Here is a 25,145-nt window from a genome sequence, read left to right on the forward strand (position 1 = left end):
CCGGACAAGCTTCGGCCGGCTGTCTCAAATACGGAGAAGGAACGAAGGGAGAGGTCGGGATGCGAGCGGGCAAACGCGGAAGCTGGATGGGACATGTCGTCCTTGACATAACGGGAAAAAGCCCGGAGGCGATGCTGAACGCCATGGCGAACGGAGGCCTGTCGTTCTGGGAGGCGAGCCGGCCTTCGCCGGATCTGCTGCGGGTTCACGTGGCCCTGCGGGACGCGCTGCGCCTGAAGCCGCTGCTGCGGCGGACGGGCTGCCGGATGCGGATAAAAGAGCGCAAGGGCTGGGCGTTCCGGTTCAAGCGCTGGCGCCGGAGATCGTTTTTTATCGCGGGCGCCGTCTTGTTCCTGATCGGCCTGCAGGTATTGTCGCAGATCGTGTGGAAGGTCGACGTGACCGGACAGGACAAGGTGTCGGAGGAACGCGTGCTCGAAGCGGCCCGCAGCCAGGGGCTGTACCCGAGGCAGTGGAAATTCCGGCTTCCCGATCCCGAAGTGCTGTCGGACCGGATTCAGCGGGCGCTTCCCGAGGCGTCGTGGGTCGGCGTCACGTTTACGGGCACCCGCGCAACCGTTCAAATCGTGGAAGCGAAAACGGCGGAGAAGCCGCCGCTGGCGAGTCCGCGCCATCTGGTCGCCCGCCGGGACGCGGAGATCGTCTCCATCTACGCCGAAACGGGCCGGCCTGTCGTCAAGCCTCACGCGTTCGTCCGCAAAGGGGACGTGCTCATCTCGGGCCTGATCGGCCAGGAGCCCAACCGGGCCGCCGTCGTGGCGCGGGGAACCGTGAGGGGCAAGGTGTGGGACGTGGCCGAGATCGAGATGCCGCTGACCCGCGCCGTCAAGACGTACACGGGCGAGAAGCAGGTGCGCCGTTATCTTGTCTTCGGGTCGAAGGGGCTTCGGCTGAGCGGATACGGCGACCCCGGGTTTCAGACGGCCGAGACGCAGACGGACGATCGCGGCCTCAGTTGGCGCAACTACCGTCTGCCGATCGGCTGGCGGACGGAGACGGTGCGCGAGGTGAACGTGGAAGAAGAGACGCTGACGACCGAGCAGGCCAGAATCGTCGCGATGGAGCACGCCAGAGCCCAGGCGGTGGAACGGGTCGGCGGAAATGCGAAGCTGCTCGGAGAAAACATTTTGCATGAGAAGACGGACAATGGTAAAGTTTATATGAAAGCTCTGTTCGAAATCGAAACGGATTTGACCGAAGAACTCGCAATCGTCCCTTAGAACGGGCGGTTGCGCGCAGCATGACGGGACAAGGAGACTGAATTCTTTGCACGTACCAACGCAACAAGCACGTATCAAGCTTGCCCATACGGCAGAGGGTCAAGCGCTGTTCGGTCCGCAGGACAAATTCCTGCAGTTGATCGAGAAAGAGACGACGGCGGTTATCCAATCGCGGGAGGACGAGCTCGCGATGACGGGTGCCGCAACCGAAATTGCGTGGCTGGAGCCGCTGTTCCACACGCTGCTCGGCCTGGTGCGCGGCGGGCATACGCTGTCGGAGCGCGACGTGCGTTACGCCATCGAGCTCGCCCGCAAAGGAGAGGCGGAGCTGTTGCTCGATCTGTTCCGCGGCGAGATCGCCGTGACGTACCGCGGCAAGCCGATCCGGCCGAAAACGATCGGGCAGAAGCATTATGTCGCCACGATCAAGAAAAAAGACATCGTGTTCGGGATCGGGCCCGCGGGCACGGGCAAGACGTATCTGGCCGTCGTTATCGCCGTGACCGCGCTCAAGAAGGGCGAGGTCAAGCGGATCGTGCTGACGAGGCCCGCCGTCGAAGCGGGGGAAAATCTCGGGTTTTTGCCCGGCGACCTTCAGGAGAAAGTCAATCCGTACTTGCGGCCGCTGTACGACGCGCTGAACGACGTGCTCGGCCCGGAGCAGGTGGCCAAATCGCTGGAGCGCGGTTTGATCGAGATCGCTCCGCTTGCTTACATGCGCGGGAGGACGCTGGAAGATTCGTTTATCATTCTCGACGAAGCGCAGAACACGACGGCGGAACAGATGAAGATGTTCCTGACCCGGCTCGGCTTCGGCTCCAAGATGGTCATCACGGGGGACGTCACCCAGATCGACCTGCCGCGCGGCAAGCTGTCCGGTCTCGTGGAAGCGCAGCGGATTCTCGCGGACATCCCGGAGATCGGGATCGTCTCGTTCGCCGAGGAAGATGTCGTCCGTCATTCGCTTGTCCAAAAAATCATAGCGGCCTATACGCATGACGCCGAGCGCAAGCTGGCGGCCGAAGCCCGGAGTTGATCCGTTCCGGCGTCACGCCGCCCGCGGAAAGGAGGCCCCATGCAAGCAAAACGACCGTTAAACGCGCCCGCCCAAAAGAAAACCGGTTTGTCCGGATGGAAAAGCAGTCCGCTGGTCAGGTTCCTGCTTATCGCGGTGATTGGGCTGTTGACGGCCGCCGCCCTCGCGGATCGGGTCATTCCGAAGTCTTATCAGTTGGAGGTAAACGCGGTTGTCGAGAAGACGATCGTGGCGCCCCGTGCGATCGAGAACGCCATCGCGACCAAAAAGGCCGAGAAGGAAGCGGTCGACCAGGTGCAGCCGGTCCACTCCGTCATTTCGCAGCGCAACGATCTGCTCGTCGAGCAAATCTTCGATACGCTGGAGCAGATCAACGCCGACGAAGCGATTAACGCGACCGACAAAGCCAGCGTATACCAGGTGGAATTTCCGAAGCTCTACAACGAATTCATCGACCGGGCTGTGACATCGGCGGCTGCGGGCAAATACGGAGCGCCCGTCATCGAAGAGATGAAGAAGCAGCTTCAAGACCAGAAATACAAGATGCCGGTGCAAATTTATTTCAAAATGCCGAGGTTTCAGAAGGAAGAGCTGCAGGAAATGCGGCCCGTGGCGGTCGAGCTCGTCAACCGCGTCATGAGCGAGCAGATTTCCGACGCGGCCAGCGCGCGCACGCGCGTCGCCGAGCTGGTCAACCAGTCTCAACTGACCAAAAGCACGCAGCGCGAGCTGGTGCAGGAAATCGTCCGGTTCGCGGTTACGCCGAACCGGTTCTTCGACCAGACGCGGACGGACGACGCCAAGGAAGAGGCCCGCAACAACGTGAAGCCCGTTATGGTGCAGCGCGGCGAGACGCTGCTGGAGAAGGGGCAGATCGTCACCCAGGAAGTGTTCGACTGGCTGAAGTCGGAGCGGGTGCTCAGCGAGAAGCGCGACTTCCGTCCGTGGATCGGCCTGGCCCTGTGGGCGGGGCTCGTGATGCTGCTCGTGTGGACGGCGGTCCGCCGCAGCCAGACGGCCCTTCGGAACAACAACGTCCAATTGCTGATGCTCGTCTGCATCTACGCCATCAATCTGCTGCTGATCCGGATCACGGCCATGGCCCAGACGGAGGATTACGCGCAGATCGCTTACCTCGCTCCGATCGGCGTAGGGGTCATGCTGATCGCGATCCTGCTGGAATCCCATATCGCGTTCGTGGCGGCGATCTTGTTCGCGATGATAGCCGGAGTCGTGTTTAATCTCGACGCGGACCGGTTGTTCGATATGTCTTACACGTTTGTCGCGGCGACGGTGGGATTGACGGCCGGCTACTCGGTGCAGCGCACCGGACAGCGTTCGCTGGTGCTGCGCGCGGGCATCTTCGTCTCGATCGCGGCGGCGGCGGCGGCGGGCAGCCTGCTGCTGCTCGCGCGCGGCGAAGGGGACGGGGCGGCTGTCAGCGCGCTGCGGGACTTCGCCCTGCCGCTGCTGTTCGCGTTCGCAGGCGGTCTGATTACGGCGGTGCTGGTGATCGGCCTTCTGCCGTTCTTCGAGTCGATGTTCGGCATCCTGTCGCCCCTCAAGCTCGTGGAGCTGTCGAACCCGAACCATCCCTTGCTTCGCAAGCTGCTGACGGAGACGCCGGGCACGTACCATCACAGCATCATGGTCGCCAATCTGTCGGAGACGGCGGCGGAAGCGATCGGCGCGAACGGCCTGCTGTGCCGCGTCGGATCGTTCTACCACGACGTAGGCAAGACGAAGCGGCCCAGCTATTTTATCGAAAACCAGACAAATATCGAAAATCCGCATGACCGGATCGACCCGGCGCTGAGCAAATCGATCATTATCGCGCATGCCCGCGACGGCGCCGACATGCTGAAGGAATACAACATTCCGAAGCCGATCCGGGATATCGCGGAGCAGCATCACGGGACGACGCTGCTCAAATATTTTTACCATAAGGCGTTAAAGCTGGCCGAACAGGACCCGGAACGCACGGTGACCGAAGCGGAATACCGGTATCCGGGGCCGAAGGCGCAATCCAAGGAGGCGGCCATCGTCGGCATCGCGGATTGCATCGAAGCCGCGGTGCGCAGCCTGCGCAACCCGACCGTCGAGCAAATCGACGGCATGGTGCGCAAAATCATCAAGGACCGGCTGGACGACGGCCAGTTCAACGAATGCGATCTGACGCTCAAGGAGCTTGACGTGATCGCGCGTACGTTAAACGAAACGCTGCTCGGCATGTTCCATTCGCGGATCGAATATCCGCCGGACGAGCAGCATCGCAAAGGAGAGAAGGTTCCATCGTGACGGTAACGCTGGAGTGGAGTAACGAACAAGATCAGGTGGAGCTGAAGCCGGAGTGGACGTCCCGGCTGGACGAGCTGCTGAAGATCGCGGCCCGGATGGAAGGAGTCGCCGGCGGAGAAGTGACCCTGACGTTTGTCGACGACGAGGAGATCCGCCGTCTGAATCGGGAGTTCAGAGGCATCGACAAGGCGACGGACGTCTTGTCGTTTGCGATGAACGAGAGCGTGGAGGACGAGCCCGAGATCGTATACGGCGACGAGGAAGACTACGAGTACGACGGCGCGGAGGAAGCCGAAGGCGGCCGGGCGGAATTCGTGGAGCCGCTTGGCGACATCGTCATCTCGGTGCCGAGGGCGATCGCCCAGGCCGAAGAGTACGGCCATTCCGTCGAGCGGGAGATCGGGTTCCTGTTCGTGCACGGGTTCTTGCATCTGCTCGGCTACGACCACGGCGACGAGCAATCGGAGCGGGAAATGTTCGCGAAGCAGGAAGCCGTGCTCGTTCAGGCGGGCCTGGCCCGGAATTAACGAAGCCGGACGCTGGCATGGCGGCGGCGCGGGAGAGCGGTTCAAATGAGTCGGGTGAACAATCGGAAGCCATCCGCAGGCAGCCTGTACAAAAGCTTCGGATATGCGCTGCGGGGGTTGGGACGGGTGATCGTCTCCGAGCGCAATATGAAAATTCATACGGCTGTCGCCGCCTGCGTGCTTGCGCTGGCGGCGTGGCTCCGTCTGCCGGCGGAGGATTGGCCGCCGCTGCTGATCTGCATCGGCATGGTCATGGGCCTGGAGGCGATGAATTCGGCGGTGGAGCGCGCGGTCGATCTGGCCAGTCCGGGGCGGCACGAGCTCGCGGGCTGGGCGAAGGACGCGGCGGCCGGGGCCGTATTGATCGCCGCCGTTGCCGCCGCCGGCGTCGGGCTGCTGATTCTGGGGCCGCCGTTGTGGAGCCGGCTGTTCGGTTGAAGAATGCGGCGGAATGCTGCGGCAGCGGAAAGGGGGAACATGATGGACGAGCGTCAAATCGAACGATTGGTGCGGGCCGCGCGCGAGGCCGCGGCCCGGGCGTACGCGCCGTATTCCCGATTTGCGGTCGGCGCGGCTCTGTTGAACGCAGACGGGTCGATTCAGCCCGGCTGCAACGTGGAGAACGCCGCTTACGGGCCGACGAACTGCGCGGAACGCACCGCGCTGTTCGCCGCGATCGCGTCCGGACATGCGCCGAAATCGTTTGCGGCGATCGCCGTGATCGGCGACACGGACGAACCGATTGCCCCGTGCGGCACTTGCCGGCAGGTGATGTTCGAGCTGTGCCCGCCCGGGATGCCGGTAATCATGGCGAACCGCGACGGGCGCACCCGTCTGTCCACGGTGGCGGAGCTGCTGCCGGGTGCTTTTTCTTTGCAGGGGTAGAGAAGAGGGCGAGTCAGATAAGGAGAAAACGACAGCATGAAAGATTCGAAATCGACGGCAACACCGAAATTCAAATCCGGCTTTGTGGCGATCATCGGGCGGCCGAACGTCGGCAAGTCCACGCTGATGAACAAGGTGCTGGGGCAGAAAATCGCCATCATGTCGGACAAACCCCAGACGACGCGGAACAAAATCCACGGCGTCTATACAACGGACAAGATGCAGATCGTCTTCCTCGACACGCCGGGCATCCACAAGCCGAAGCACAAGCTCGGGGATTATATGGTGAAGACGGCGGAGAGCGCGTTCCACGAGGTGGACGCGATTTTGTTCCTGGTCGACGTGTCCGAAGGGTACGGCGGCGGGGACCGCTATATTGTGGAGCAGCTTCGTCAGGTCAAGACGCCGGTTATTCTGGTGTTGAACAAGATTGACAAAATTTCGCCGGAGCAGCTTCTGCCGATCATCGAGCACTATGCGGCGCTGTTCCCGTTCGCCGAGCTGGTGCCGGTGTCGGCGCTGCAGGGCAACAACGTCGAGAGGCTGCTGGAGCAGATCGAGAAATATTTGCCCGAGGGTCCGCAATATTATCCGGCCGACCAGGTGACGGATCATCCGGAGCAGTTCATCTGCGCCGAGATGATCCGGGAGAAGATTCTGCATCTGACCCGCGAGGAAGTTCCTCATTCGATCGCGGTTGTCATCGAGGATATGAACGCCGGCGACAACGGCGTCGTCAACATCCGCGCCGTCATCTTCGTCGAGCGGGATTCGCAGAAGGGTATCCTGATCGGCAAAAGGGGGGGGCTGCTCAAGGAAGTGGGCCGGCAGGCCCGGCTCGACATGGAGCGTCTGCTCGGATCGAAAATCTTTCTCGATCTGTGGGTGAAGGTCAAGAAGGATTGGCGCAATTCCGATCTGCTGCTTCGCCAGTTCGGATTCCGCCAGGAGTGACCGTGCCGGAACGCCGGGCGTTTTAAAGCTTCTTCCAGCCATTGTCTCGCATGACCGGCGCCGCATCGGATCATCCTACATGTGACTGGTCATAGCTGTACGACAGGAGGGATACCGATGCGGGATTTTTCGTGGAAGTATTTTGCGATGACTGGCGATTTGGAGTCTTATTTGTTGTATAAAGAATCGCGACCGGCGGCATTGACGGGCGCGGAAGCCGGCGACGACGGCGAATGGCCGGAGGATGACGGCGATTGGTACAGCGATAATACGCGATGACCCAAGACGGTCCCGCCGGGCTCGGTTGCGAGCGGCGGGATTTTTGCGTGTATGCGCGGATGCCGCATCAGACGGGCAGCTTCTTCGCCGACGGCGCCCCCTTCCGGCTTCCAGAAACGCTGCGCCGTCCCGGCTTCGCGTGCTATAATCGGGTACATAGCAGTCAACGAGGGACGGAGGCAGACGCGCATGCTCATTCGGGCGGAAGCGATCGTCATGCGCAGCATGGATTACGGCGAAGGCAACAAAATCATTACGCTGTTCACGAGGGAATACGGCAAGCTGGGGGCGGTCGCGAGGGGCGCCCGCAAGCCGAAGAGCCGGCTGGCTGCGGCAAGCCAGCCGTTTACGTGCGGAGAATACGTCATTTTTAAGGCGGGAGGTTCGCTGGGGACGCTAAACGACGCGGAGATCGAATATGGGCATCAGCGGATTCGGGAAGATCTGCACCGGGCGGCGTTTGCTTCGTATTGGATGGAGTTCGCGGACCGGACGATCGCGGATGGGGAGCGGCTGCCCTGGTTTTACGAGCAGTTGAAGGCGGCGCTGGCGGCGCTGGAACAAGGCAAGCCGCCCGGCGTGCTGACCCGCGCGATCGAGCTGCAGTTATTGTCGGCGGCCGGCTACCAGCCCAAGCTGGACGCTTGCGTCGAGTGCGGGGGAGAGCAGCGCCCGTGGGCGTTCGGCGCCCGGGAAGGGGGGCTGCTGTGCGCCCGCTGCGCCGCCTTCAAATCGCCGCCGGCCGGCAGCGCGGCATCTCCGGAAGCGCCGCTGGCCATGACGGACGGCGCGGTCAAGCTGCTTCGCGTTTTGGCGCAGTTGGATCTGCGGCGCCTCGGCGGCGTTACGGTGAAGCCGGAGACGGACCTTGCGCTTCAAGCCGCTCTGCGGCGGTACGTGGACGTTCAGACGGAGCTGAGGCTGAAGTCGCGGCAGTTTCTCGATCAGTTGGACAAGTACGGGATCTGACGCGGCGTCAATCGAACAACGCCCGCGCGTTGCAATCCCGAAGCTTCGGCTTCTCGGCCGGTTTGCCGGTTTGCGTTTCATTTCGGGAACACCTCTTTTCCCGTCGGCCGATTTATGGATAGATGCGCAAGACCCGCAATCCCGGTCGCAGCTTGCGAAGATTCGGATCTCCCAACATTTATTTCAGGATCATTTTGACAACGTTCGGGCATTTTGCTATAATCTTAATTCGAATTATATGACGCCATGATGGAAAAGAGTACCCGCAGAGGGAGCATCACTAGCGAGCCGGGACGGTGAAAGCCGGCATGCGACTGGCGGCGAAGGGCGTTCCGGAGCGTCGTTGAAAAAGGGGATTCCGACAAAGACGGTCGGTGTGCCGAATGGCAGCATACGGTCGTTCTGGGATCAAGTAGGGTGGAACCGCGGGAGAACACGTCTCTCGTCCCTACGCAAGCTCCGCCGCTTGCGTAAGGGCGGGAGATTTTTGCATATGAGGCTGTCGTTCAGCCGGAGGAGGAGTGCGCGAAGCATGAATTTCCAAAACATTATTTTGACGCTGCAGCAGTTCTGGTCCGAACAGAACTGCATTCTGGTGCAGCCGTACGATGTCGAGAAAGGGGCGGGCACGTTCAACCCGATGACGTTCCTGCGTTCGATCGGCCCGGAGCCGTGGAACGTGGCGTACGTCGAGCCGTCCCGCCGGCCGACCGACGGCCGTTACGGCGAGAACCCGAACCGGCTGTATCAGCATCATCAGTTCCAGGTGATCATGAAGCCGTCTCCGGACAATATCCAGGAGCTGTACCTCGAGAGCCTGAAGCGGCTCGGCATCGACCCGCTGCATCACGATATCCGTTTTGTCGAGGACAACTGGGAATCGCCGACGCTGGGCGCTTGGGGGCTCGGCTGGGAAGTCTGGTGCGACGGCATGGAGGTGACCCAGTTCACCTACTTCCAGCAGGTCGGAGGACTCGACGCCAATCCGGTATCCGTCGAGATTACGTACGGTCTGGAGCGCCTCGCGTCTTATATTCAGGATAAAGAGAACGTCTACGAGCTCGATTGGGTCGACGGCGTCAAATACGGCGACGTGTTCAAGCAGCCCGAATACGAGCATTCCAAATATACGTTTGAAGTATCCGATACGGCCATGCTGTTCCAATTATTTAATATGTACGAGCAGGAGGCGAAGCGCGCGCTGGAGCATCAGCTCGTCTTCCCGGCGTACGATTATGTGCTCAAGTGCTCGCACACGTTCAACCTGCTCGATGCGCGGGGAGCGATATCGGTCACGGAGCGGACGGGTTATATCATGCGCGTGCGCAATATGGCCCGCCAGTGCGCCCAGGTGTATTACGACGAGCGCGAACGGCTCGGCTTCCCGCTGCTGAAGAAAGGAGGCGACGCGCAATGACGACCCGCGACCTGCTGCTGGAGATCGGATTGGAAGAGATTCCGGCGCGCTTCGTGCGCGGCGCGATGGACCAGCTCGCCGAGAAGATCGGCAAATGGCTGGACGATTCCCGTATCGCCCGAGGCGAGATTCGGGCGTATGCGACTCCCCGCCGGCTGGCGGTGAAAGTGTCGGACGTGGCGGAGAAGCAGGCGGACCTGAACGAAGAGGTGCGCGGCCCGTCCAAGAAAGCGGCGTACGACGAGAACGGCGGCTGGAGCAAAGCGGCCCAAGGGTTCGCCCGTGCGCAAGGCGTCGATCCGTCGGAGCTGTATGTCAAGGAAGTGAACGGAGCGGAATACGTCTACGCCCGGAAAAGCAGCGCCGGAGCCGAGACGTATGGCGTACTGGCGCAAGGGCTGGCTGGCATCATCGCTTCCCTCTCGTTCCCGAAAAATATGCGCTGGGGCGACAAGGAGCTCCGCTTCGTGCGCCCCATCCGCTGGATCTTGGCGCTGTACGGCTCCGAGGTCGTGCCGTTCGAGGTGGCCGGCGTCCAATCGGGCCGGACGACCCGCGGGCACCGGTTCCTCGGCAAAGATGCGGAGATTCCTTCGCCCGCCGAATACGAAGCGAAATTGGCGGAGCAGCATGTCATCGTCGACGTGGACAAGCGCCGCGAGGAAATCGTCCGCCAGCTTGAACAGCTGTCCAAGGAGCGGCAATGGACGATTTCGGTCAAGGACGATCTGCTGGAGGAAGTGCTGTTCCTGGTGGAGACGCCGACCGTCTTGTACGGCACGTTTGATCCGTCGTTCCTGAACATTCCGCAGGATGTGCTGATCACGTCGATGCGCGAGCATCAGCGGTACTTCCCGGTGCTGAACGCAAGCGGCCAGCTTCAGCCGTATTTCGTCACGGTGCGCAACGGCAACGACGTGTCGCTCGACCGCGTCGCCAGGGGCAATGAAAAAGTGCTGCGCGCGCGTCTGTCCGACGCGAAGTTTTTCTACGAGGAAGACCAGAAGCTGGCGATCGACGATTGCTTGGCGAAGCTGGAGACGATCGTCTTCCACGAGGAGCTGGGCACGATCGGCGACAAGGTGCGCCGCATCGTCAGCACGGCCGACAAGCTGTCGCAACTCCTGCAGGCGGACGCGGACACCGCGCGCCGGGTAAACCGCGCGGCGTCGATCTGCAAGTTCGACCTGGTCACGCAGATGGTGTACGAATTCCCGGAGCTTCAGGGCGTCATGGGCGAAGACTACGCCCGCAAGCTGGGCGAAGACGAAGCCGTGTCCCGCGCCGTCTTCGAGCATTACCAGCCGCGCCACGCCAGCGACGATACGCCGTCTTCCCTCGTCGGCGCGATCGTCTCGATTGCGGATAAGATCGATACGATCGTCGGCTGCTTCTCGATCGGCATCATCCCGACAGGGTCCCAGGACCCGTACGCGCTGCGCCGCCAAGCGGCGGGCATCGTGCAGACGGTTCTCGACCGCGGCCTGAGGCTGAAGCTGTCCGAGCTGTTCGACCTCGCGCTGGAGGTGCACGAAGCCGGCGGCCGCATGAAGCGTCCGGCGGACGACGTGCGCAAGGATCTGCAGGATTTCTTCGGCCTGCGCGTCAAAAACGTTCTGGCCGAGCAAGGCGCCCGCTACGATATCGTCGACGCGGTGATGGGCGCCGGCTTCGACGATGTGGCGAGCGCGGTTCGCCGGGCTGCGGCGCTGTCGGCTTCGGCCGAACGGAGCGGCTTCAAGCTTGAAGTCGAAGCGTACAACCGCGTATCCAATCTCGCGGCGAAAGCGGAAGACCCGCAGGCTGCCGTCGATCCGTCGCTGTTCGAGCACGCGGCCGAAGGCGCCTTGCACGAGGCGTGGCGCAAGGCGTCGGCGTCGTTCAGCGAAGCGATGGCTTCGGGCCGCGAGGCCGACGCCCTGGCGGCGCTCGCCGGGTTGAGCGAACCGATCGCTGCGTTCTTCGAAGCGGTGATGGTCATGGCCGACAATCCGGCCGTCCGCCGCAACCGGCTCGCGCTGCTGTCCGCGATCTCGGGCGCGCTGCGCATGTACGCCGACTTCCATAAGCTGGTGCTGTAGCGATGGCGAATGCTACCCCCGCAGTCGTCTATGTGGTGTCGGATGCGGCGGGCGAAACCGGCGAGCTGGTCGTGCGAGCGGCGGCTATCCAGTTCATGCCGGACAAGCCCGAGATCCGGCGGGTTCCGTTCGTAGCCGAGCCGGAGGACATCGACCGGGTGATCGAATCGGCCCGCCGGGAAAACGCGATGATTGTGTTCACGCTTGTCATCCCGACGCTGCGCGACCATCTGGTACGCCAGGCGTCGATAGCCGGAGTTGCTTCGGTGGACCTGCTGAGCCCGGTCATCTCCGGGCTGGAAAGCTTGATGCGGCGCGAAGCGCTGCATCGGCCCGGCATCTCCCATCCGCTTGATGACGACTATTTCAAGAAGGTCGAAGCGGTGGAATTCGCCGTCAAGTACGACGACGGGCGCGATCCGGCGGGCATCGTCAAGGCGGACGTCGTGCTGATCGGCGTGTCGCGCACGTCCAAGACGCCGTTATCGATGTATCTGGCCCACAAGAAGTACAAGGTGGCGAACGTTCCGCTTGTGCCCGAGCTGAAGCCGCCGGACGAGCTGTTCAAGGTGCCCCGGAACAAGGTGTTCGGCCTGCTGATCAACCCGGAGAAGCTGAACGCCATCCGCAGGGAACGGCTTCGCGCGCTCGGGCTCGGCCCCGACGCGATGTACGCCAACGCCTTGCGGATCGAGCAGGAGCTCGCGTACGCGACGGACATCATGCGGCGGATCGGCTGCATGGTGATCGACGTGTCGGACAAAGCGGTCGAGGAGACTGCCTGGCTGATCCTGGACCGGCTGAGCGGGCGATAGGCGGCTGCCCAAGAAGCAGGATTGAATAGGATGAACGGCGTATATAATAGTATGGATACGACAGCCGCCTTGCCCGACGGCGGAGGAGGAGGATGCGGCGCATGCGGAGCGATGCGTATCCTCTGATCGTTGTGGATGCGGACGCTTGTCCGGTCAAAGCCGAGGTCGCGGAGGCGGCACGGACGCACGGCGTGCCCGCGTTGTTCGTCGCCTCGTACGCCCATCGCCTGGAGCCTTGGCCGGGCGTCGAGATCGTGCAGGTGGACCGCGGCGATCAGGCGGCCGATCTGTACATCGCCAACCGACTCCGGGCGGGCGATATTGTGGTGACGCAGGACTTCGGGCTGGCGGCGCTGGCGATCGCCAAGTCGGCGGTGGCGCTATCGTTCCGGGGACAGCGCTACCGGCCGGAGACGATCGACTTCCTGCTGGACCGGAGACACGAGCAAGCCCGCATCCGCCGGGGCGGAGGCCGCCACAAAGGTCCTCGTCCGTTCACGGAGGAAGACCGTTTGGCGTTTCTACATTCTTTGACAAAAGTTTTGAGGGGTTTGCAGGATAATTAATTCGTTTGGCGAATAGTATTACGTGCACAAGGAACTAGGGTGATAACGTGAATCACGGACGCATCCCGGATGAAATTATCGATGCCGTTCTTCGCGCGCACGATGTCGCGGAAGTGGTCGGCCGTTACGTCCGGCTATCGAAGCACGGCAAAAATTTGAAGGGCCTATGTCCGTTCCATTCCGAAAAATCGCCTTCGTTTAACGTGAATCCGGAACTGCAGGTGTTCAAATGCTTCGGGTGCGGAGCAGGCGGCAACGTGATTACGTTTTTGCGGGATATTGAAGGCCTGACGTTTGTCGAGGCCGTTCGCCGGCTGGCCGAGGAAGCCAAGATCGACACGGGCGGAATCGGCGACGCGAACGACGAACCGCCGGAGAAGCGGGCGCGGGATCAAGCGCTGCTGGACGGGCACGAATTCGCCTGCAAATTGTACGAACATCTGCTCAAACATACGGAGGAAGGCCGAAAGGCGCTTGATTATTTGCTTAGTCGCGGTCTTCGTTCGGAGATGATCGACACGTTCCGGATCGGCTATGCTCCCAATCGCCGGGACGTGCTGACCCGGCAATTGGAACGCCGCGGCTTCGACTTGGAGCTGATGGAACAGGGAGGGTTGCTGTCGCGCAGCGAGAAATCAGGGTTCATGGACAAGTTCCGCGACCGGATCACTTTTCCCATCCATGACGCCAAGGGCAGAATCGTCGCGTTCGCAGGCCGGGCCATGGGCGACGCGCAGCCGAAGTACCTGAACAGTCCCGAATCTCCGATCTTCAACAAGAGCCGGACGCTGTACAACCTGCATCAAGCCCGGCCGGCTATCCGCAAGGAGAACACGGTCGTGCTGTTCGAAGGGTACGCGGACGTGATCCAAGCCTGGGACAGCGGCGAACGCCGCGGGGTCGCCACGATGGGAACCTCCCTCACGGACGAGCACGCCCGGCAACTGCGGCGGATGGCGGAGAACGTGATCATCTGCTACGACGGAGACGACGCGGGGCAGGCGGCCGCCTACAAGGCGCTTCAACTGCTAGAGCCGCTCGGTTGCAGCGTGCGGGTCGCGATGATTCCGGATCGGCTCGACCCGGACGAATATATCCGGCGCCACGGGGCGGATGCGTTCCGCGGCGAGATTGTGGAAGCGGCGGTGCCGGCTGTCAAGTATAGGCTGATCTATTTAAGGAAAAACTTTCGTTTGCAGGAGGAGGACGGACGGCTGCGGTATTTGCGCCAGGCCGCGGGCATTATCGCCCGTCTTGATTCCGCCACCGAACGGGAGTATTATATCCGGGAGTTGTCCGACGAGTTCCGGATATCGGCGGAGGCGTTCCGGCAAGATGTCAACGAGACGCGGATTTCCCGGCAAAAAGTTAGAGATGATACGGATATCGCTGTCAAATCGTGGCATACTGGTAGGAACGACGGCCGGCCGGCGCCGCAGGAAACGACTCTGAAGCCCGCCTATTGGAACGCGGAACGGCAACTGCTCGCTCTCATGATGCACGACGCCGAAGTCGCGCACTACGTGCGGGAGGCGCTCGGCGAAGAGTTTAACGAACCGGAGCATGCCGCATTGGCGGCGTATTTGTACGCTTATTATGCGGGAGGACGGGAACCGAATCCGATCGGATATATGGCGACGTTGCAGGACGGCAAGCTGGAATCGCTGGCGGCCGCCATCTCGATGATCGGATCCGAACACGGAACCCATCCCCAGGTCATCGACGATTATATCCGGGTGATACGGGAACCGCTGTTGATGCGGCAACTGGAACAGAAAAAAGAAGAAATGGTTCGCGCGGAACGGGCGGGGGACGCGATCACCGCCGCACGGATCCTAAGCGAGATCATACCCCTGGAACGTTCGCTCAACCGCGCAGTTCGGTGAGGCGGCATCCAGGGAGGAGGGAGTTGGAACATGGCGAACGACCAGCATACGGAACTGGATACCGAGCTGACGCTGGAGCAAGTGAAAGAGCAGCTCATCGAATTAGGCAAAAAACGTTCATCACTCACCTATAAGGAAATCATGGAACGGCTCTCCCCATTCGATCAGGACCCCGAACAGATCGACGAGTTCTTCGAGACGCTGGCCGAGCACGGCATCGACGTCGGCAACGAAGAATCCGACAACGACGAACCGCAATTCTCTCCGGAGGACGAGCATGAAGATTTCTCGTTTGACGACGATCTCTCGCTGCCGCCTGGAATCAAGATCAACGATCCGGTTCGCATGTACCTGAAGGAGATCGGCCGCGTTCCGCTGCTGTCGGCGGAGGAAGAGATCGAGCTCGCCAAGCGGATCGAACAGGGCGACGAAGAGGCGAAGCGCCGGCTGGCCGAAGCGAACCTTCGTCTGGTCGTCAGCATTGCCAAACGGTACGTCGGCCGCGGAATGCTGTTCCTCGATCTGATTCAGGAAGGCAACATGGGCCTGATCAAAGCGGTTGAGAAGTTCGACCATGACAAAGGCTTCAAGTTCAGCACGTATGCGACCTGGTGGATTCGTCAGGCGATTACCCGGGCAATCGCCGACCAAGCGAGAACGATCCGGATTCCGGTTCATATGGTGGAGACGATCAACAAGCTGATCCGGGTATCCCGACAGCTCCTCCAGGAGTTGGGCCGCGAACCGACACCGGAAGAGATCGCGAAGGAAATGGATCTGAGCACGGAGAAGGTGCGCGAGATTATGAAAATCGCGCAGGAGCCGGTTTCTCTCGAGACGCCGATCGGCGAGGAAGACGACTCGCATCTGGGGGATTTCATCGAGGACCAGGAGGCGCTCGCGCCGGCTGACGCCGCCGCTTACGAGCTGCTCAAGGAACAACTGGAGGACGTGCTCGACACGCTTACCGAGCGCGAGGAGAACGTGCTTCGCTTGCGCTTCGGGCTGGACGACGGGCGGACGCGCACGCTGGAGGAAGTCGGCAAAGTATTCGGCGTTACCCGCGAACGGATTCGCCAGATCGAAGCGAAGGCGCTGCGGAAGCTGCGCCACCCGAGCCGCAGCAAACGGCTAAAAGATTTCCTCGAATAAACCGAATATAGTAGTATGCCGGCGAGACCTTTCTGCACCGACGTGGCAGCAAGGTCTTTCTTGCAGAAAAATCGGAAAATCGGGGAGAATGCAAGCCTATGGACGCGGAACGCAGAGAAACGATCGTGCTGGAAATTCAGCGGTGGCGCCGGAGCCGGCTGCTGCCCGAGCAATACTGCGATTTCCTGTTGAATCTATATCAGGACGAATCGGATAAATCCAATGTGGGACGACAGGTTATGGGTATCCCGTCGAACGTAATCCGGGACAGCGGCATTGGCGGCTGGCTCGGATTTATGGCGGCGATTGCAATCATTTCCTGTGTTGTGTTTTATTTTACATCGTTTGACTTGCCAATGCAAATCGGGGTCACCGCGCTCGGGCTGCTCGTCAGCTTCGGCGCGGGGGCGTGGTGGCGGGAGAAGCTGCCGTCGCTTTCCTATCTGGCGTTCGGCATCGGATGCATCGCGCTGTTCGCCGCGGGTTTTGCGATTCTCAAGCAGCAGGGGCTGCTGACCGCCGACGGCATTCTGCTGTTGGTGGCGGGCTGCAGTCTGGTGTGGCTGGCGGTCGGCATCTCGGCGAGAATGAACATGTTCCATTTCTGCGGATGGGTCGGCCTGCTGCTGGCGTACGTCCATGTGCTGAAAGCCGGGGCCCCGCATTTGTCCTGGTTTTCCGTCCAGATGAGCTTCCTGCCGCTCGGCGTGTTGTTCATCTGGATCGGCCGGCTGCTGATGGAGCGCCATCGCCGCGTCGCGCCCGTCTATTTCTCGATCGGGGGGCTGCTGTGGTTCGCGGCGGAACCGTTTCTGCTGTACGCGGGGATTGGCGGAACCGGTTGGATTCCGGTTGCGTTTCTTGTCAAACTGACGGTGGCGGGGGCGATTTTGTTCGCGCTGCGCAAAACTTGGACAGAATGGATAGGCGAATGATATGAAATTATCGGATAGGCTTCGCCGGATCGCGGAGCAGGTGCCTGCGGGCAGCGTCGTAGCGGATATTGGTACGGATCATGGCTTGCTGCCGGTCGCCCTCGTGTCGGAGGGAACGGCCGAACGGGCCGTCGCCGCCGACGTAAACCGGGGACCGCTGGAGGCGGCTCGCCGTCAGGTCGCGATGGCCGGTCTGGGGGATCGAATCGACCTCCGGTTGGGCAACGGTCTGTCCGTGCTGCGGGAGGGCGAAGTTGATGTCGTTGTCATCGCGGGCATGGGCGGCAGCCTGATCGCGGACATCCTCGAAGCGGGACGGGACCGGTTGCCCGGCGTAAAACGGCTGGTGCTTCAGCCGAACGTGGCCGCCGATCAGGTCAGGCGCTGGCTGCTCGCGCGGGAGTGGAAGCTGATCGGGGAGCAAATTCTTGAGGAAGACGAAAAAATTTACGAAATTTTGACGGCGGAACCGGCTGCCGGGCCGGAGGATGCGTCGGAGCCCTACGAGCCGCTGCGGCTTTGCGCCGATTTGACGGTCGGCCGCGAACTGCAACTGTTGATGGGGCCCCACCTGCTCCGCAGGCCCGAACCGGTATTTGCCGCCAAGTGGCGTTACGAATTGGAGAAGCTGGAAATGATCCGTCGGCAGCTCGCGAATTCCGGCCAGGAAGCGGCGCGGGAGCGGGAGCGGGAACTGGGGGAACAAGCCCGGCTGATCGGGGAGGTGCTGGCATGTTTGCCAAAGGGGCTCACGTCGTCCAACTGATCGAGCGGCTGGCGCCGAAACATTTGGCCGTGCCCGACGACAAGATCGGGCTGCAGCTTGGCACGCTTGCCAAGGAGGTCCGGCGGGTGCTGGTGACGCTGGACGTGACGCCGGCGGTCGTGGAGGAAGCGATCGGCAAGCAGGCCGATCTGATCGTGGCGCATCACGCGATTATATTCCGTCCGCTGGCCCATCTGCAGACGGATACGCCTGCCGGCCGCCTCTATGAGCGGCTGATCAAGCACGATATCGCGGTATATATCGCGCACACGAACTACGACATCGCCGAAGGCGGAATGAACGATCTGATGGCGGACGCGCTCGGTTTGACGGAGACGACGCATCTGTCCGACGTGCACACGGAGAAGCTGAAGAAGCTGGTCGTGTTCGTGCCCGAGAGCCATCACGAACCGGTCCTTCAAGCGATGTTCCGGGCGGGGGCGGGATGGATCGGCAACTACAGCCATTGCAGCTTCAATATCGAAGGGACGGGAACTTTCCTTCCGCAGGACGGCGCCCGGCCCTTTATCGGCGAACCGGGCAAGCTGGAGCGCGCGGCGGAGATCCGCGTCGAGACGATCGTGCCGGAATCGGCCGAGAAGCGGGTCGTCCAGGCGATGCTGAAGGCGCATCCGTACGAGGAAGTCGCGTACGACTTGTACCCGATGGACCTCAAGGGCCGATCGTTCGGCCTGGGCCGCGTCGGCAAGCTGCCCGAGCCGGAGCCGCTGTCGGCGTTCGCGAAGCGGGTGAAAGCTTCGCTTAACGTCGAATCCGCGAGAGTGACGGGCGATCCCGACAAGCCGATCCGCAAGGTTGCGGTGCTCGGCGGGTCGGGCAGCCGGTACGTCCGTCAGGCGCAGATGGCCGGCGCGGACGTCATCGTCACCGGGGATATCGACTTCCATACGGCGCAAGACGCGCTGGCGGCCGGCATGGCGATCGTCGATCCCGGCCATCATGCCGAGAAAATGATGATTCAGCCGTTCGCCGCCTGGCTGAACGAACAATTGAAGCAAGCCGGAACGAAGACGGAGGCGCTGCCCTCCGAGACCGATACGAATCCGTTCTGGCACGTCTGAGCATTCGGGGCATATCCCGGGAGCGGCAGCCGGCTCCCGCCGGGGATGCCTTTTTTTGTTTCGACCGCAACGGGGCATTCCTGATTTTTTCCAAACATTCCCTCTCCTTCCGCCGACAAGTTAATCAGAACTTGACTTCATCATGAGAAAGGATAACGGAACGAAAGCTTCAAAAGTATGGGTGATGCTGCTGGCGTTCGCCGTGCTTCTGGGCGGCTTGGCGTCCGCAGCCGAACCGGAATTGTCGAAGTTGGTCTTATCCAAAAACGAAGTGGTGTTGCAGGCGGGAGATACGGTATCCCTGACGGCAACGGCCCTTTATTCGAACAAAACGACGGAAAACGTAACGATCCAGGCCGACTGGACGACCGACGCTCCGCAGGTGGCCACCGTATATAACGGCACCATCTCCGCCAAAGCGGAAGGCCAGGCGATCGTCATGGCCCGTGCATGGGCGAATCGCAGGCGGTGCAGGTGACGGTCACGCCCAAGGTCAAAGCGCTGACCAAAGACAAGCAAAAACTGACGCTGCGCAAAAACGAACAGGCCCGGATCGCCCTGACGGCGACTTACAGCGACAACAAGACGGACAACGTCTCGGACAAAGCCGAATGGATCAGCGAGGACGACAGCGTCGCCACCGTCGTCAACGGAGTGGTGACGGGCGTGGGAGCGGGCTCGACGACCGTTCAGGCCAAATACGGCAATCAGACGGTTGCCGTGCCCGTCGAGGTCGAAGTCGTCAAGCGGCTCGATCCCGACCAGACGAAGCTGTCCATGCTGCTGGGGGACAAGGAGACGATCAAATTGATCGCGACATATCCGGACGGCACGACGGCCGATGTGACCGACCTCGCAAAATGGTCCTCCAGCAATCCGGACGTTGCGGGCGTGAACAAGGGACTTATCTCCGCTTACGAGGCGGGCATGGCTTCGGTCACGGCTTCGTATGGGGGCAAGACGGTGCAGATCAATGTGGACGTCGAGGTTCCGCGTTATCTGGAGCTGAGCCAGACGGCCCTGTCGATGCGCTCCAAGGAGACCGCCGGCATCGCGCTGAAAGCGGCTTACGTCGACGGCACGACGGAAGACGTGACGGGCAAGGCGAAGTGATCCTCGAGCAACGGGGGATGTCGCGTTCGTCGAAGCGGGCAAAATCTTCGCGTATGCGAGCGGATCGGCGACGCTGACTGGCGCGTACGGCGGCAAAAGCGCAACGCTCACCGTCGACGTCGATATTCCGAGAAAGCTGACGGCGAGTCCGAAATCGTTCACGCTGGACATCGGCAAGCAGCAGCAAATTACGCTGCTCGCCACGTTTGCGGACGGCCGCGAGGAGCTGGTGACCGATAAAGCGGTCTGGACGGTCAGCAACGAGGAGATCGCCGAGGTCGACAAAGGGCTTGTAACGGGCCTGGCGTATGGGAAAGCTTCCGTCACCGCCAAATACGGGACGCGCTCGGCAACCGTCACGGCCGAGATCGGCTCCGTGAAAAAGCTGACGGCCAGCCCGTCGCTGCTGATTCTCCAGAACGGCGAATCGAAGCAAATCGAGCTGACCGCGGAAAGCTCCTCGGGCGACAAAACGGTAGTCACGAACGATGCCGAGTGGTCGACGAGCAACGCGAAAATCGCGGACGTGGCGGACGGCCTCGTCACGGCGAGGGGCAACGGTACGGCGACGATTACGGCCAAATACGGCGGCAAGACGGCAACGGTCACCGTCCATATCAATGTGGTCGACAAACTGGAGGCCGACAAGCGTACGCTGTCCCTGAAGTCCGGCGACAAGGCGACGCTCAAGCTGACGGCCGCGTTGGGCGACGGAAGCGTCAAAGACGTTACGGCGGAAGCCGAATGGAGCTCGTCCTCCTATAAAGTCGCCGACGTATCCGGCGGGGTCGTAACCGCGGTCGGCTACGGCACGGCCAGAATAACGGCCAAGTACGGCAACAAGTCGGTTACGGTAACGGTTGACGTCGACACGCTGAAATATTTGCAGACGGACGTCGTCGTGCTGACCGTCAAAGCCGGCTCGAAGACAACCGTCAAGGCGACGGCGACTTATATGGACGGTACCGAGCGCGACGTGTCCGTTCCAGCCGTGTGGTCCTCGTCGAAGGCCACCGTGGCGGACGTGAAGGACGGCGTGATCCGGGCGCACAGCAAAGGCAAGGCGACGATCACGGTCAGCTTCGGCGGCAAAACAGCGAGAATCGCCGTCACGGTCGAATAGGCGGAATAAACCGGCGGAGCCAGCAATTGCACTTGCAGTTTGGCCGCCGCGCCGCTATACTAGCTAATGCGACGAAAAGTCTGACAGACAATCGCTGGTTTCCGGCTTGGGCCGGAAACGAGAGGAAAGTCCGGGCTCCGCAGGGCAAGGGTGCTGGATAACGTCCAGTCGGCGCGAGCCGAAGGATAGTGCCACAGAAATGGACCGCCGATGGCCCGCGATTCCGCGGCGCACAGGCAAGGGTGGAACCGTGGTGTAAGAGACCACGAGAGAGACTGGCGACTTTCTCTCTGGTAAACCCCACCCGGAGCAAGACCTAAAGGACGCGGCGGCCTTGAGCCGCAAGCCTCGGCCCGGGGCGCGTCAGGTTGGTCGCTTGACCCGGCCGGCAACGGTCGGGCTAGATAGATGATTGTCGCTTCCATACGTGGGAGGGCTCACCCCCGTTATACCACCGGAAGTACAGAACCCGGCTTATGGCAGGCTTTTCAAGATCGCAACACTTCCCAAAAACAAACCAGAGGCTGTTCGGCTGCGGATAATCGTCCGCAGGCCCGAACAGCCTCTGTTGCATGATGACGGCTTACGGGGCGAGCAGCTCGCCCAGCCGGTTCCGCATATCCGTGTCGCGGCGATCGGCTTCCAGCGCGAGCGAACCGGAGGTTTCGCTTGCGGCCTGCAGCGCTCTGGCGACGTTGATCTGTCCGTAGCCGAAGTAGTTGTCTTTGCCAGGCGCGCCGAGATCCTCGGCCGTCTGCTTGATGATCTCGTACACGTCCGTATTTCTCAGCGACGGGTTGACGGAACGGATCAGCGCCGCCAGCGCGGCGACGTGCGGGCTCGCCATCGACGTGCCCGACAGGGCGGCGTATTGGCCGCGCAAATACGTGCTCGCGATGCTTACTCCCGGAGCCGTGACGCCGATGTGGCTGCCGTAGTTGGAGAAGCTGGCCCGCGCTTTGTTGGAATCGGTCGCGCCGACGGCCAGCACTTCCGGATAGGCGGCCGGGTAACTGGGGCGGGACGTGTTGTCGTTGCCCATGGCGGCGACCAGCACGACGTCGCGGTCGAACGCGTATTTGATGGCGTCGTGCAGGAACTGCGCGTCGGCGTAGTTGCCGAGGCTCAGGTTGATCACCCGGGCCCCGTTGTCGGTCGCCCAGATGATCCCTTGCGCGACGGCGTACGTGCTGCCGGCCCCGCTGGAATCGAGCACCTTCACCGGAATGATCGGATTCGTCCAGGACATGCCCGCCACGCCCTGCGAGTTGTTCGTCAGCGCGGAGATGACGCCGGCCACGTGCGAGCCGTGCCCGACATCGTCCTCCGGCACGTTGTTTTGCGCGACGATGTTGGTGCCTCGCCATAATTTCGCGCTCAAGTCGGGATGCGTCATATTGACGCCCGTATCGACGACGGCCACCGGCACGTTGGCCGCTCCTCGGCTGATGTCCCACCCTTCCGTCATGCCGATGATCGGCAGGTTCCACTGGTAGCGGGCGAACAGGCTGTCGTTCGGGATCGTGTCGTTGGTGACGTACAAGTAATGCGGCTCGACGTACGCGACGTTCCGGTTGCGGAAATAGTCCATCATCTGCTTCGTATCCATCGAAGACGACTGGAAGACGTAGGTGAGGCCGAGTTTCTGCACGGAGCTGGAATGGATCTCTTTCTTGATCTGCTCCATCTCAACTTCCGACGGCTCGTTGCGGAAGCGGACGACCACTTCGTCAACCTTGTAATGGCTGACGCCCTGATTGTCTTCGCCGTCTTGAACCTGCACGTCGCGAAGCGTTCCCGATTCGACCGACTCGATCTTGTAGCGCTTGTCGCTGGGGAACGGGACGAGCCGCAGGTTTTTCATCTGGTGATCCTCGACGCTGCGGAGAATGTCGTGATGCACGACGCCGATCAGACCGCCTTGTCCGTTTGAAGCCGGCTCGGCGATGACGACGTAGGATTCGCTTTGGCCGTCGCGCACGGCCGCCGATTCGTAGCTGCGCCCTGCGGACAGCTCGCGCTTCGCCTGCTCGACGTAGGGCGCAATGGCATTCTTCAGCTCCTGCGGCAGGCTGCCGGCTTTCACCGTTTGTCCGTCCGGCGAGATCCAGACCAGATGGTGCAGCAGCGTCTGGTTCGATACCAGCTCTTCAAGCTCCCGCGTCTCCGGCAAACGGACGGGCGACTTCGCAAACCGGTCTGCCGCGAATCCGATGGCCGCATGGCCTTGAATGAGGCCGAGCTGGCGGGTTTGTTCCACGTCCTGTTGAAAATGGGCTTCCTTCGATAAAGCTTCCTGCCGCTGCGACAGCGGCCGGGAGCCGTCGCCGGCCGGCGGAGCGCCGCGATCGGGAGCGGCGGGCATAAGCAGCAGGGCAAGCACTCCGGCCAGCGCAATCAGCCCCGCGAACGTCCATCTTTTCATCCGAGCTTCCTCCTTAAGTTGGGCATGTATCCGTTAGGGTTGTCGGAGCGGGCAGAATTATGCGCGGAAGGATGCTGGCAGGAAACGGCGGAATCTCCGCCGCAATCGGCTACCCTTTTATCGGGAAGTATGGTAGGATGAATATGATGTTCGTCTGGAAGATACAGATGTCTGATTATTGTCGACGAGGAGGTCTTGGTCATGGCTACGTATGAGGAAGTGAAAGCGCTCTGCGAATCGACCCGCACGAAGTTAAAAGAAGCCATCGCCAAAATGGAAGTGTTCCTGAACGAAAATTCCCTGAAAACCTTAAATACCGAAGAAGACCCCGCAATGGATGAATTTTACCGCGGTTATCTTCAAGATACGCGTCATCTGCTCGTCTTCAGCGAAGTCGCCTACGAGAAGCTGGGCAACACCCTCCGCCGCCCGCAGTTCAACCAGGACTTCGCGGAACGGACGCTGTACGAAGTGTATCATAACTGCATCACCAACTTTTTTTATCCGAAAAACGAATGCTACTCCGAGGACGGCCGTTACGCTTACACGGGCCAAGACGCGATCCGTTTCCGCAAAAAACCGAACCGGGTCGTGCGCAACCTGACGGTCGAGATGTCCAAAGTGTTCGAGGAGCTTCGTGAGGAGCTGGCTTATTACGAATCGGATTACATGATGCAGAAACGGATGAAAGGCGAACGCATCTGATCGTTCCGGATCGGCCCCCCTGACCCTTAAATTCGCGGCAACGCGATTTTAAGGGTTTTTTGTTTGCCTTCTGCACGGCTGCCGTCAATTCCCCGGACTCGTTCCCCGGCCGTCAGGGAACAATGAAGACGGAGGTGATCCATCATGCCGGAAGGCGTGAATTGCAGCGTATCGAATTGTGTTTATTGGGAAGAAGGCAACAATTGCGCGGCGGCTTCCATCGACGTGAGGACCGACGCGCACGCCGGAAACCAAACGGAAACCGATGTCGAATTCGCGGATGAAGGCTGGGTTGCGGAATACGGCGAACAGGCGTCCGCGAAATCGGCGACATGCTGCCATACCTTCAAAGACAAACGCAAGCAGGTGAACGAATGAGCAGACACAAAAAAGGCAGACACTCGAATCACCGCAAGTCCGTCGCTATAGCGGACAAACAGCGCAAGCAGGACGCGGAGAGCGCGGCCGAATTGGCGCCCGCGCCCGACCGGACGATTCGGAACGAACGGCCGGAGGAAGGGAACCGCGAAATGCTGAAGGCCGAACAGGACGCCTCCCGGGCTTATCTGTCGGGCATGCTGGATCAGTGGGTCGGATGGATCGCGCTGGCGCTCGGCCTTCTGTCGTTGTTGGTGGCGCCGATCACGCTGGGTTCGTTGGCGGTGGCGGTTGGGTTGCTCGCGTTTTGGATGGGCCGCCGGGCTATGGGCGGATGGGCGATCGCTCTGGGGCTGCTGAGCATCGTCTCGGCGGTATGGCTGATGCCGGTCTTAACCCAGGGCTAAAGCCTCCAGTTTGTACGTAGAAAGGGATGGAGCGGGAACGAACCCGTTCGATTCCTTTTTTTCGTTTCGGGGGGACTGGCTCTTTCGGCGAAAAAATTGTAAGAT

The 25,145-nt window shown here is 61.3% G+C and carries 25 protein-coding genes and 1 other RNA gene; 25 read left to right on the forward strand and 1 reads right to left on the reverse strand.

Annotated elements, in window-relative coordinates; genetic code table 11:
* Positions 1-59 precede the first annotated feature (59 nt).
* From yqfD to rnpB, 22 genes are all read left to right on the forward strand, one after another.
* A complete protein-coding gene (gene yqfD, locus FE781_RS00475) occupies positions 60-1,241 on the forward strand; it encodes a sporulation protein YqfD (protein WP_170209376.1) in 1,182 nt (393 codons plus the stop codon).
* Positions 1,242-1,287: 46 nt separating this feature from the next.
* A complete protein-coding gene (locus FE781_RS00480) occupies positions 1,288-2,277 on the forward strand; it encodes a PhoH family protein (protein WP_138787665.1) in 990 nt (329 codons plus the stop codon).
* Between the two features lie 39 nt (positions 2,278-2,316).
* Complete coding sequence (locus FE781_RS00485) at positions 2,317-4,575, forward strand: HD family phosphohydrolase (RefSeq protein WP_138787666.1); 2,259 nt, start codon at positions 2,317-2,319, stop codon at positions 4,573-4,575.
* Complete coding sequence (ybeY, locus tag FE781_RS00490) at positions 4,572-5,102, forward strand: rRNA maturation RNase YbeY (protein WP_138787667.1); 531 nt, start codon at positions 4,572-4,574, stop codon at positions 5,100-5,102. Before FE781_RS00485 ends, ybeY begins: the two co-directional genes overlap by 4 nt.
* A 45-nt stretch (positions 5,103-5,147) precedes the next feature.
* Positions 5,148-5,540 carry a diacylglycerol kinase family protein gene (locus FE781_RS00495; protein WP_138787668.1) on the forward strand — a complete coding sequence of 131 codons (393 nt, stop codon included), beginning with the start codon at positions 5,148-5,150 and terminating at the stop codon, positions 5,538-5,540.
* A gap of 39 nt (positions 5,541-5,579) precedes the next feature.
* Entirely contained in the window at positions 5,580-5,987 is a 408-nt protein-coding gene (locus FE781_RS00500; RefSeq protein WP_379252178.1) for a cytidine deaminase, read from the forward strand.
* A gap of 36 nt (positions 5,988-6,023) precedes the next feature.
* Positions 6,024-6,941: a GTPase Era gene (gene era, locus FE781_RS00505; RefSeq protein ID WP_138787670.1), complete on the forward strand. Its 918-nt coding sequence runs from the start codon at positions 6,024-6,026 to the stop codon at positions 6,939-6,941.
* A 117-nt stretch (positions 6,942-7,058) separates the two neighbouring features.
* Positions 7,059-7,220, forward strand: coding sequence for a YqzL family protein (locus tag FE781_RS00510; RefSeq protein ID WP_138787671.1), 162 nt, complete (start codon positions 7,059-7,061; stop codon positions 7,218-7,220).
* A gap of 189 nt (positions 7,221-7,409) precedes the next feature.
* A complete protein-coding gene (recO, locus tag FE781_RS00515) occupies positions 7,410-8,189 on the forward strand; it encodes a DNA repair protein RecO (RefSeq protein WP_138787672.1) in 780 nt (259 codons plus the stop codon).
* 532 nt (positions 8,190-8,721) lie between these two features.
* On the forward strand, positions 8,722-9,606 hold the full coding sequence (gene glyQ / locus FE781_RS00520) for a glycine--tRNA ligase subunit alpha (RefSeq protein WP_138787673.1): 885 nt from the start codon (positions 8,722-8,724) through the stop codon (positions 9,604-9,606).
* Positions 9,603-11,687 (forward strand): glycine--tRNA ligase subunit beta, encoded by a 2,085-nt coding sequence (gene glyS / locus FE781_RS00525; protein WP_138787674.1) that lies wholly within the window; start codon positions 9,603-9,605, stop codon positions 11,685-11,687. The genes glyQ and glyS overlap by 4 nt, the downstream gene beginning before the upstream one ends.
* A 2-nt stretch (positions 11,688-11,689) precedes the next feature.
* The gene (locus tag FE781_RS00530; RefSeq protein WP_138787675.1) at positions 11,690-12,502 is read left to right on the forward strand and encodes a pyruvate, water dikinase regulatory protein; all 813 of its coding nucleotides are present in this window, start codon (positions 11,690-11,692) and stop codon (positions 12,500-12,502) included.
* Positions 12,503-12,603: 101 nt separating this feature from the next.
* The gene (locus FE781_RS00535) at positions 12,604-13,068 is read left to right on the forward strand and encodes a YaiI/YqxD family protein (protein WP_138787676.1); all 465 of its coding nucleotides are present in this window, start codon (positions 12,604-12,606) and stop codon (positions 13,066-13,068) included.
* A gap of 47 nt (positions 13,069-13,115) precedes the next feature.
* On the forward strand, positions 13,116-14,954 hold the full coding sequence (gene dnaG, locus FE781_RS00540) for a DNA primase (RefSeq protein WP_138787677.1): 1,839 nt from the start codon (positions 13,116-13,118) through the stop codon (positions 14,952-14,954).
* Positions 14,955-14,984: 30 nt separating this feature from the next.
* Positions 14,985-16,106: an RNA polymerase sigma factor RpoD gene (gene rpoD, locus FE781_RS00545; RefSeq protein ID WP_138787678.1), complete on the forward strand. Its 1,122-nt coding sequence runs from the start codon at positions 14,985-14,987 to the stop codon at positions 16,104-16,106.
* A 98-nt stretch (positions 16,107-16,204) separates the two neighbouring features.
* Positions 16,205-17,041, forward strand: coding sequence for a hypothetical protein (locus FE781_RS00550; RefSeq protein WP_138787679.1), 837 nt, complete (start codon positions 16,205-16,207; stop codon positions 17,039-17,041).
* A gap of 1 nt (position 17,042) precedes the next feature.
* Positions 17,043-17,807, forward strand: a complete 765-nt coding sequence (locus tag FE781_RS00555; RefSeq protein ID WP_138787680.1) for a tRNA (adenine(22)-N(1))-methyltransferase — start codon at positions 17,043-17,045, stop codon at positions 17,805-17,807.
* Positions 17,774-18,889 carry a Nif3-like dinuclear metal center hexameric protein gene (locus FE781_RS00560; RefSeq protein ID WP_138787681.1) on the forward strand — a complete coding sequence of 372 codons (1,116 nt, stop codon included), beginning with the start codon at positions 17,774-17,776 and terminating at the stop codon, positions 18,887-18,889. The genes FE781_RS00555 and FE781_RS00560 overlap by 34 nt, the downstream gene beginning before the upstream one ends.
* Positions 18,890-19,031: 142 nt before the next feature.
* Complete coding sequence (locus FE781_RS00565; RefSeq protein ID WP_138787682.1) at positions 19,032-19,367, forward strand: Ig-like domain-containing protein; 336 nt, start codon at positions 19,032-19,034, stop codon at positions 19,365-19,367.
* Positions 19,340-20,002 carry a hypothetical protein gene (locus tag FE781_RS00570; RefSeq protein ID WP_138787683.1) on the forward strand — a complete coding sequence of 221 codons (663 nt, stop codon included), beginning with the start codon at positions 19,340-19,342 and terminating at the stop codon, positions 20,000-20,002. Before FE781_RS00565 ends, FE781_RS00570 begins: the two co-directional genes overlap by 28 nt.
* Before the next feature lie 136 nt (positions 20,003-20,138).
* A complete protein-coding gene (locus FE781_RS00575) occupies positions 20,139-21,125 on the forward strand; it encodes an Ig-like domain-containing protein (protein ID WP_281281861.1) in 987 nt (328 codons plus the stop codon).
* A 75-nt stretch (positions 21,126-21,200) separates the two neighbouring features.
* Positions 21,201-21,617: RNase P RNA component class A (gene rnpB, locus FE781_RS00580), an RNA gene on the forward strand.
* A gap of 91 nt (positions 21,618-21,708) precedes the next feature.
* Here the strand turns inward: rnpB and FE781_RS00585 are convergent.
* Complete coding sequence (locus tag FE781_RS00585; protein WP_246067970.1) at positions 21,709-23,550, reverse strand: S8 family peptidase; 1,842 nt, start codon at positions 23,548-23,550, stop codon at positions 21,709-21,711.
* Between the two features lie 201 nt (positions 23,551-23,751).
* On the opposite strand from FE781_RS00585, the gene FE781_RS00590 reads away from it, so the two are divergent.
* The 3 genes from FE781_RS00590 to FE781_RS00600 all read left to right on the forward strand — a co-directional run bounded on the left by FE781_RS00590 (position 23,752) and on the right by FE781_RS00600 (position 25,040).
* Positions 23,752-24,255 (forward strand): DUF3907 family protein, encoded by a 504-nt coding sequence (locus FE781_RS00590; RefSeq protein WP_138787685.1) that lies wholly within the window; start codon positions 23,752-23,754, stop codon positions 24,253-24,255.
* A 144-nt stretch (positions 24,256-24,399) separates the two neighbouring features.
* The gene (locus FE781_RS00595) at positions 24,400-24,633 is read left to right on the forward strand and encodes a DUF1540 domain-containing protein (protein ID WP_138787686.1); all 234 of its coding nucleotides are present in this window, start codon (positions 24,400-24,402) and stop codon (positions 24,631-24,633) included.
* Positions 24,630-25,040, forward strand: a complete 411-nt coding sequence (locus FE781_RS00600) for a hypothetical protein (RefSeq protein WP_138787687.1) — start codon at positions 24,630-24,632, stop codon at positions 25,038-25,040. Before FE781_RS00595 ends, FE781_RS00600 begins: the two co-directional genes overlap by 4 nt.
* Positions 25,041-25,145: the final 105 nt, after the last annotated feature.

This window comes from Paenibacillus thermoaerophilus, assembly GCF_005938195.1.
GTDB lineage: Bacteria > Bacillota > Bacilli > Paenibacillales > Reconciliibacillaceae > Paenibacillus_W > Paenibacillus_W thermoaerophilus.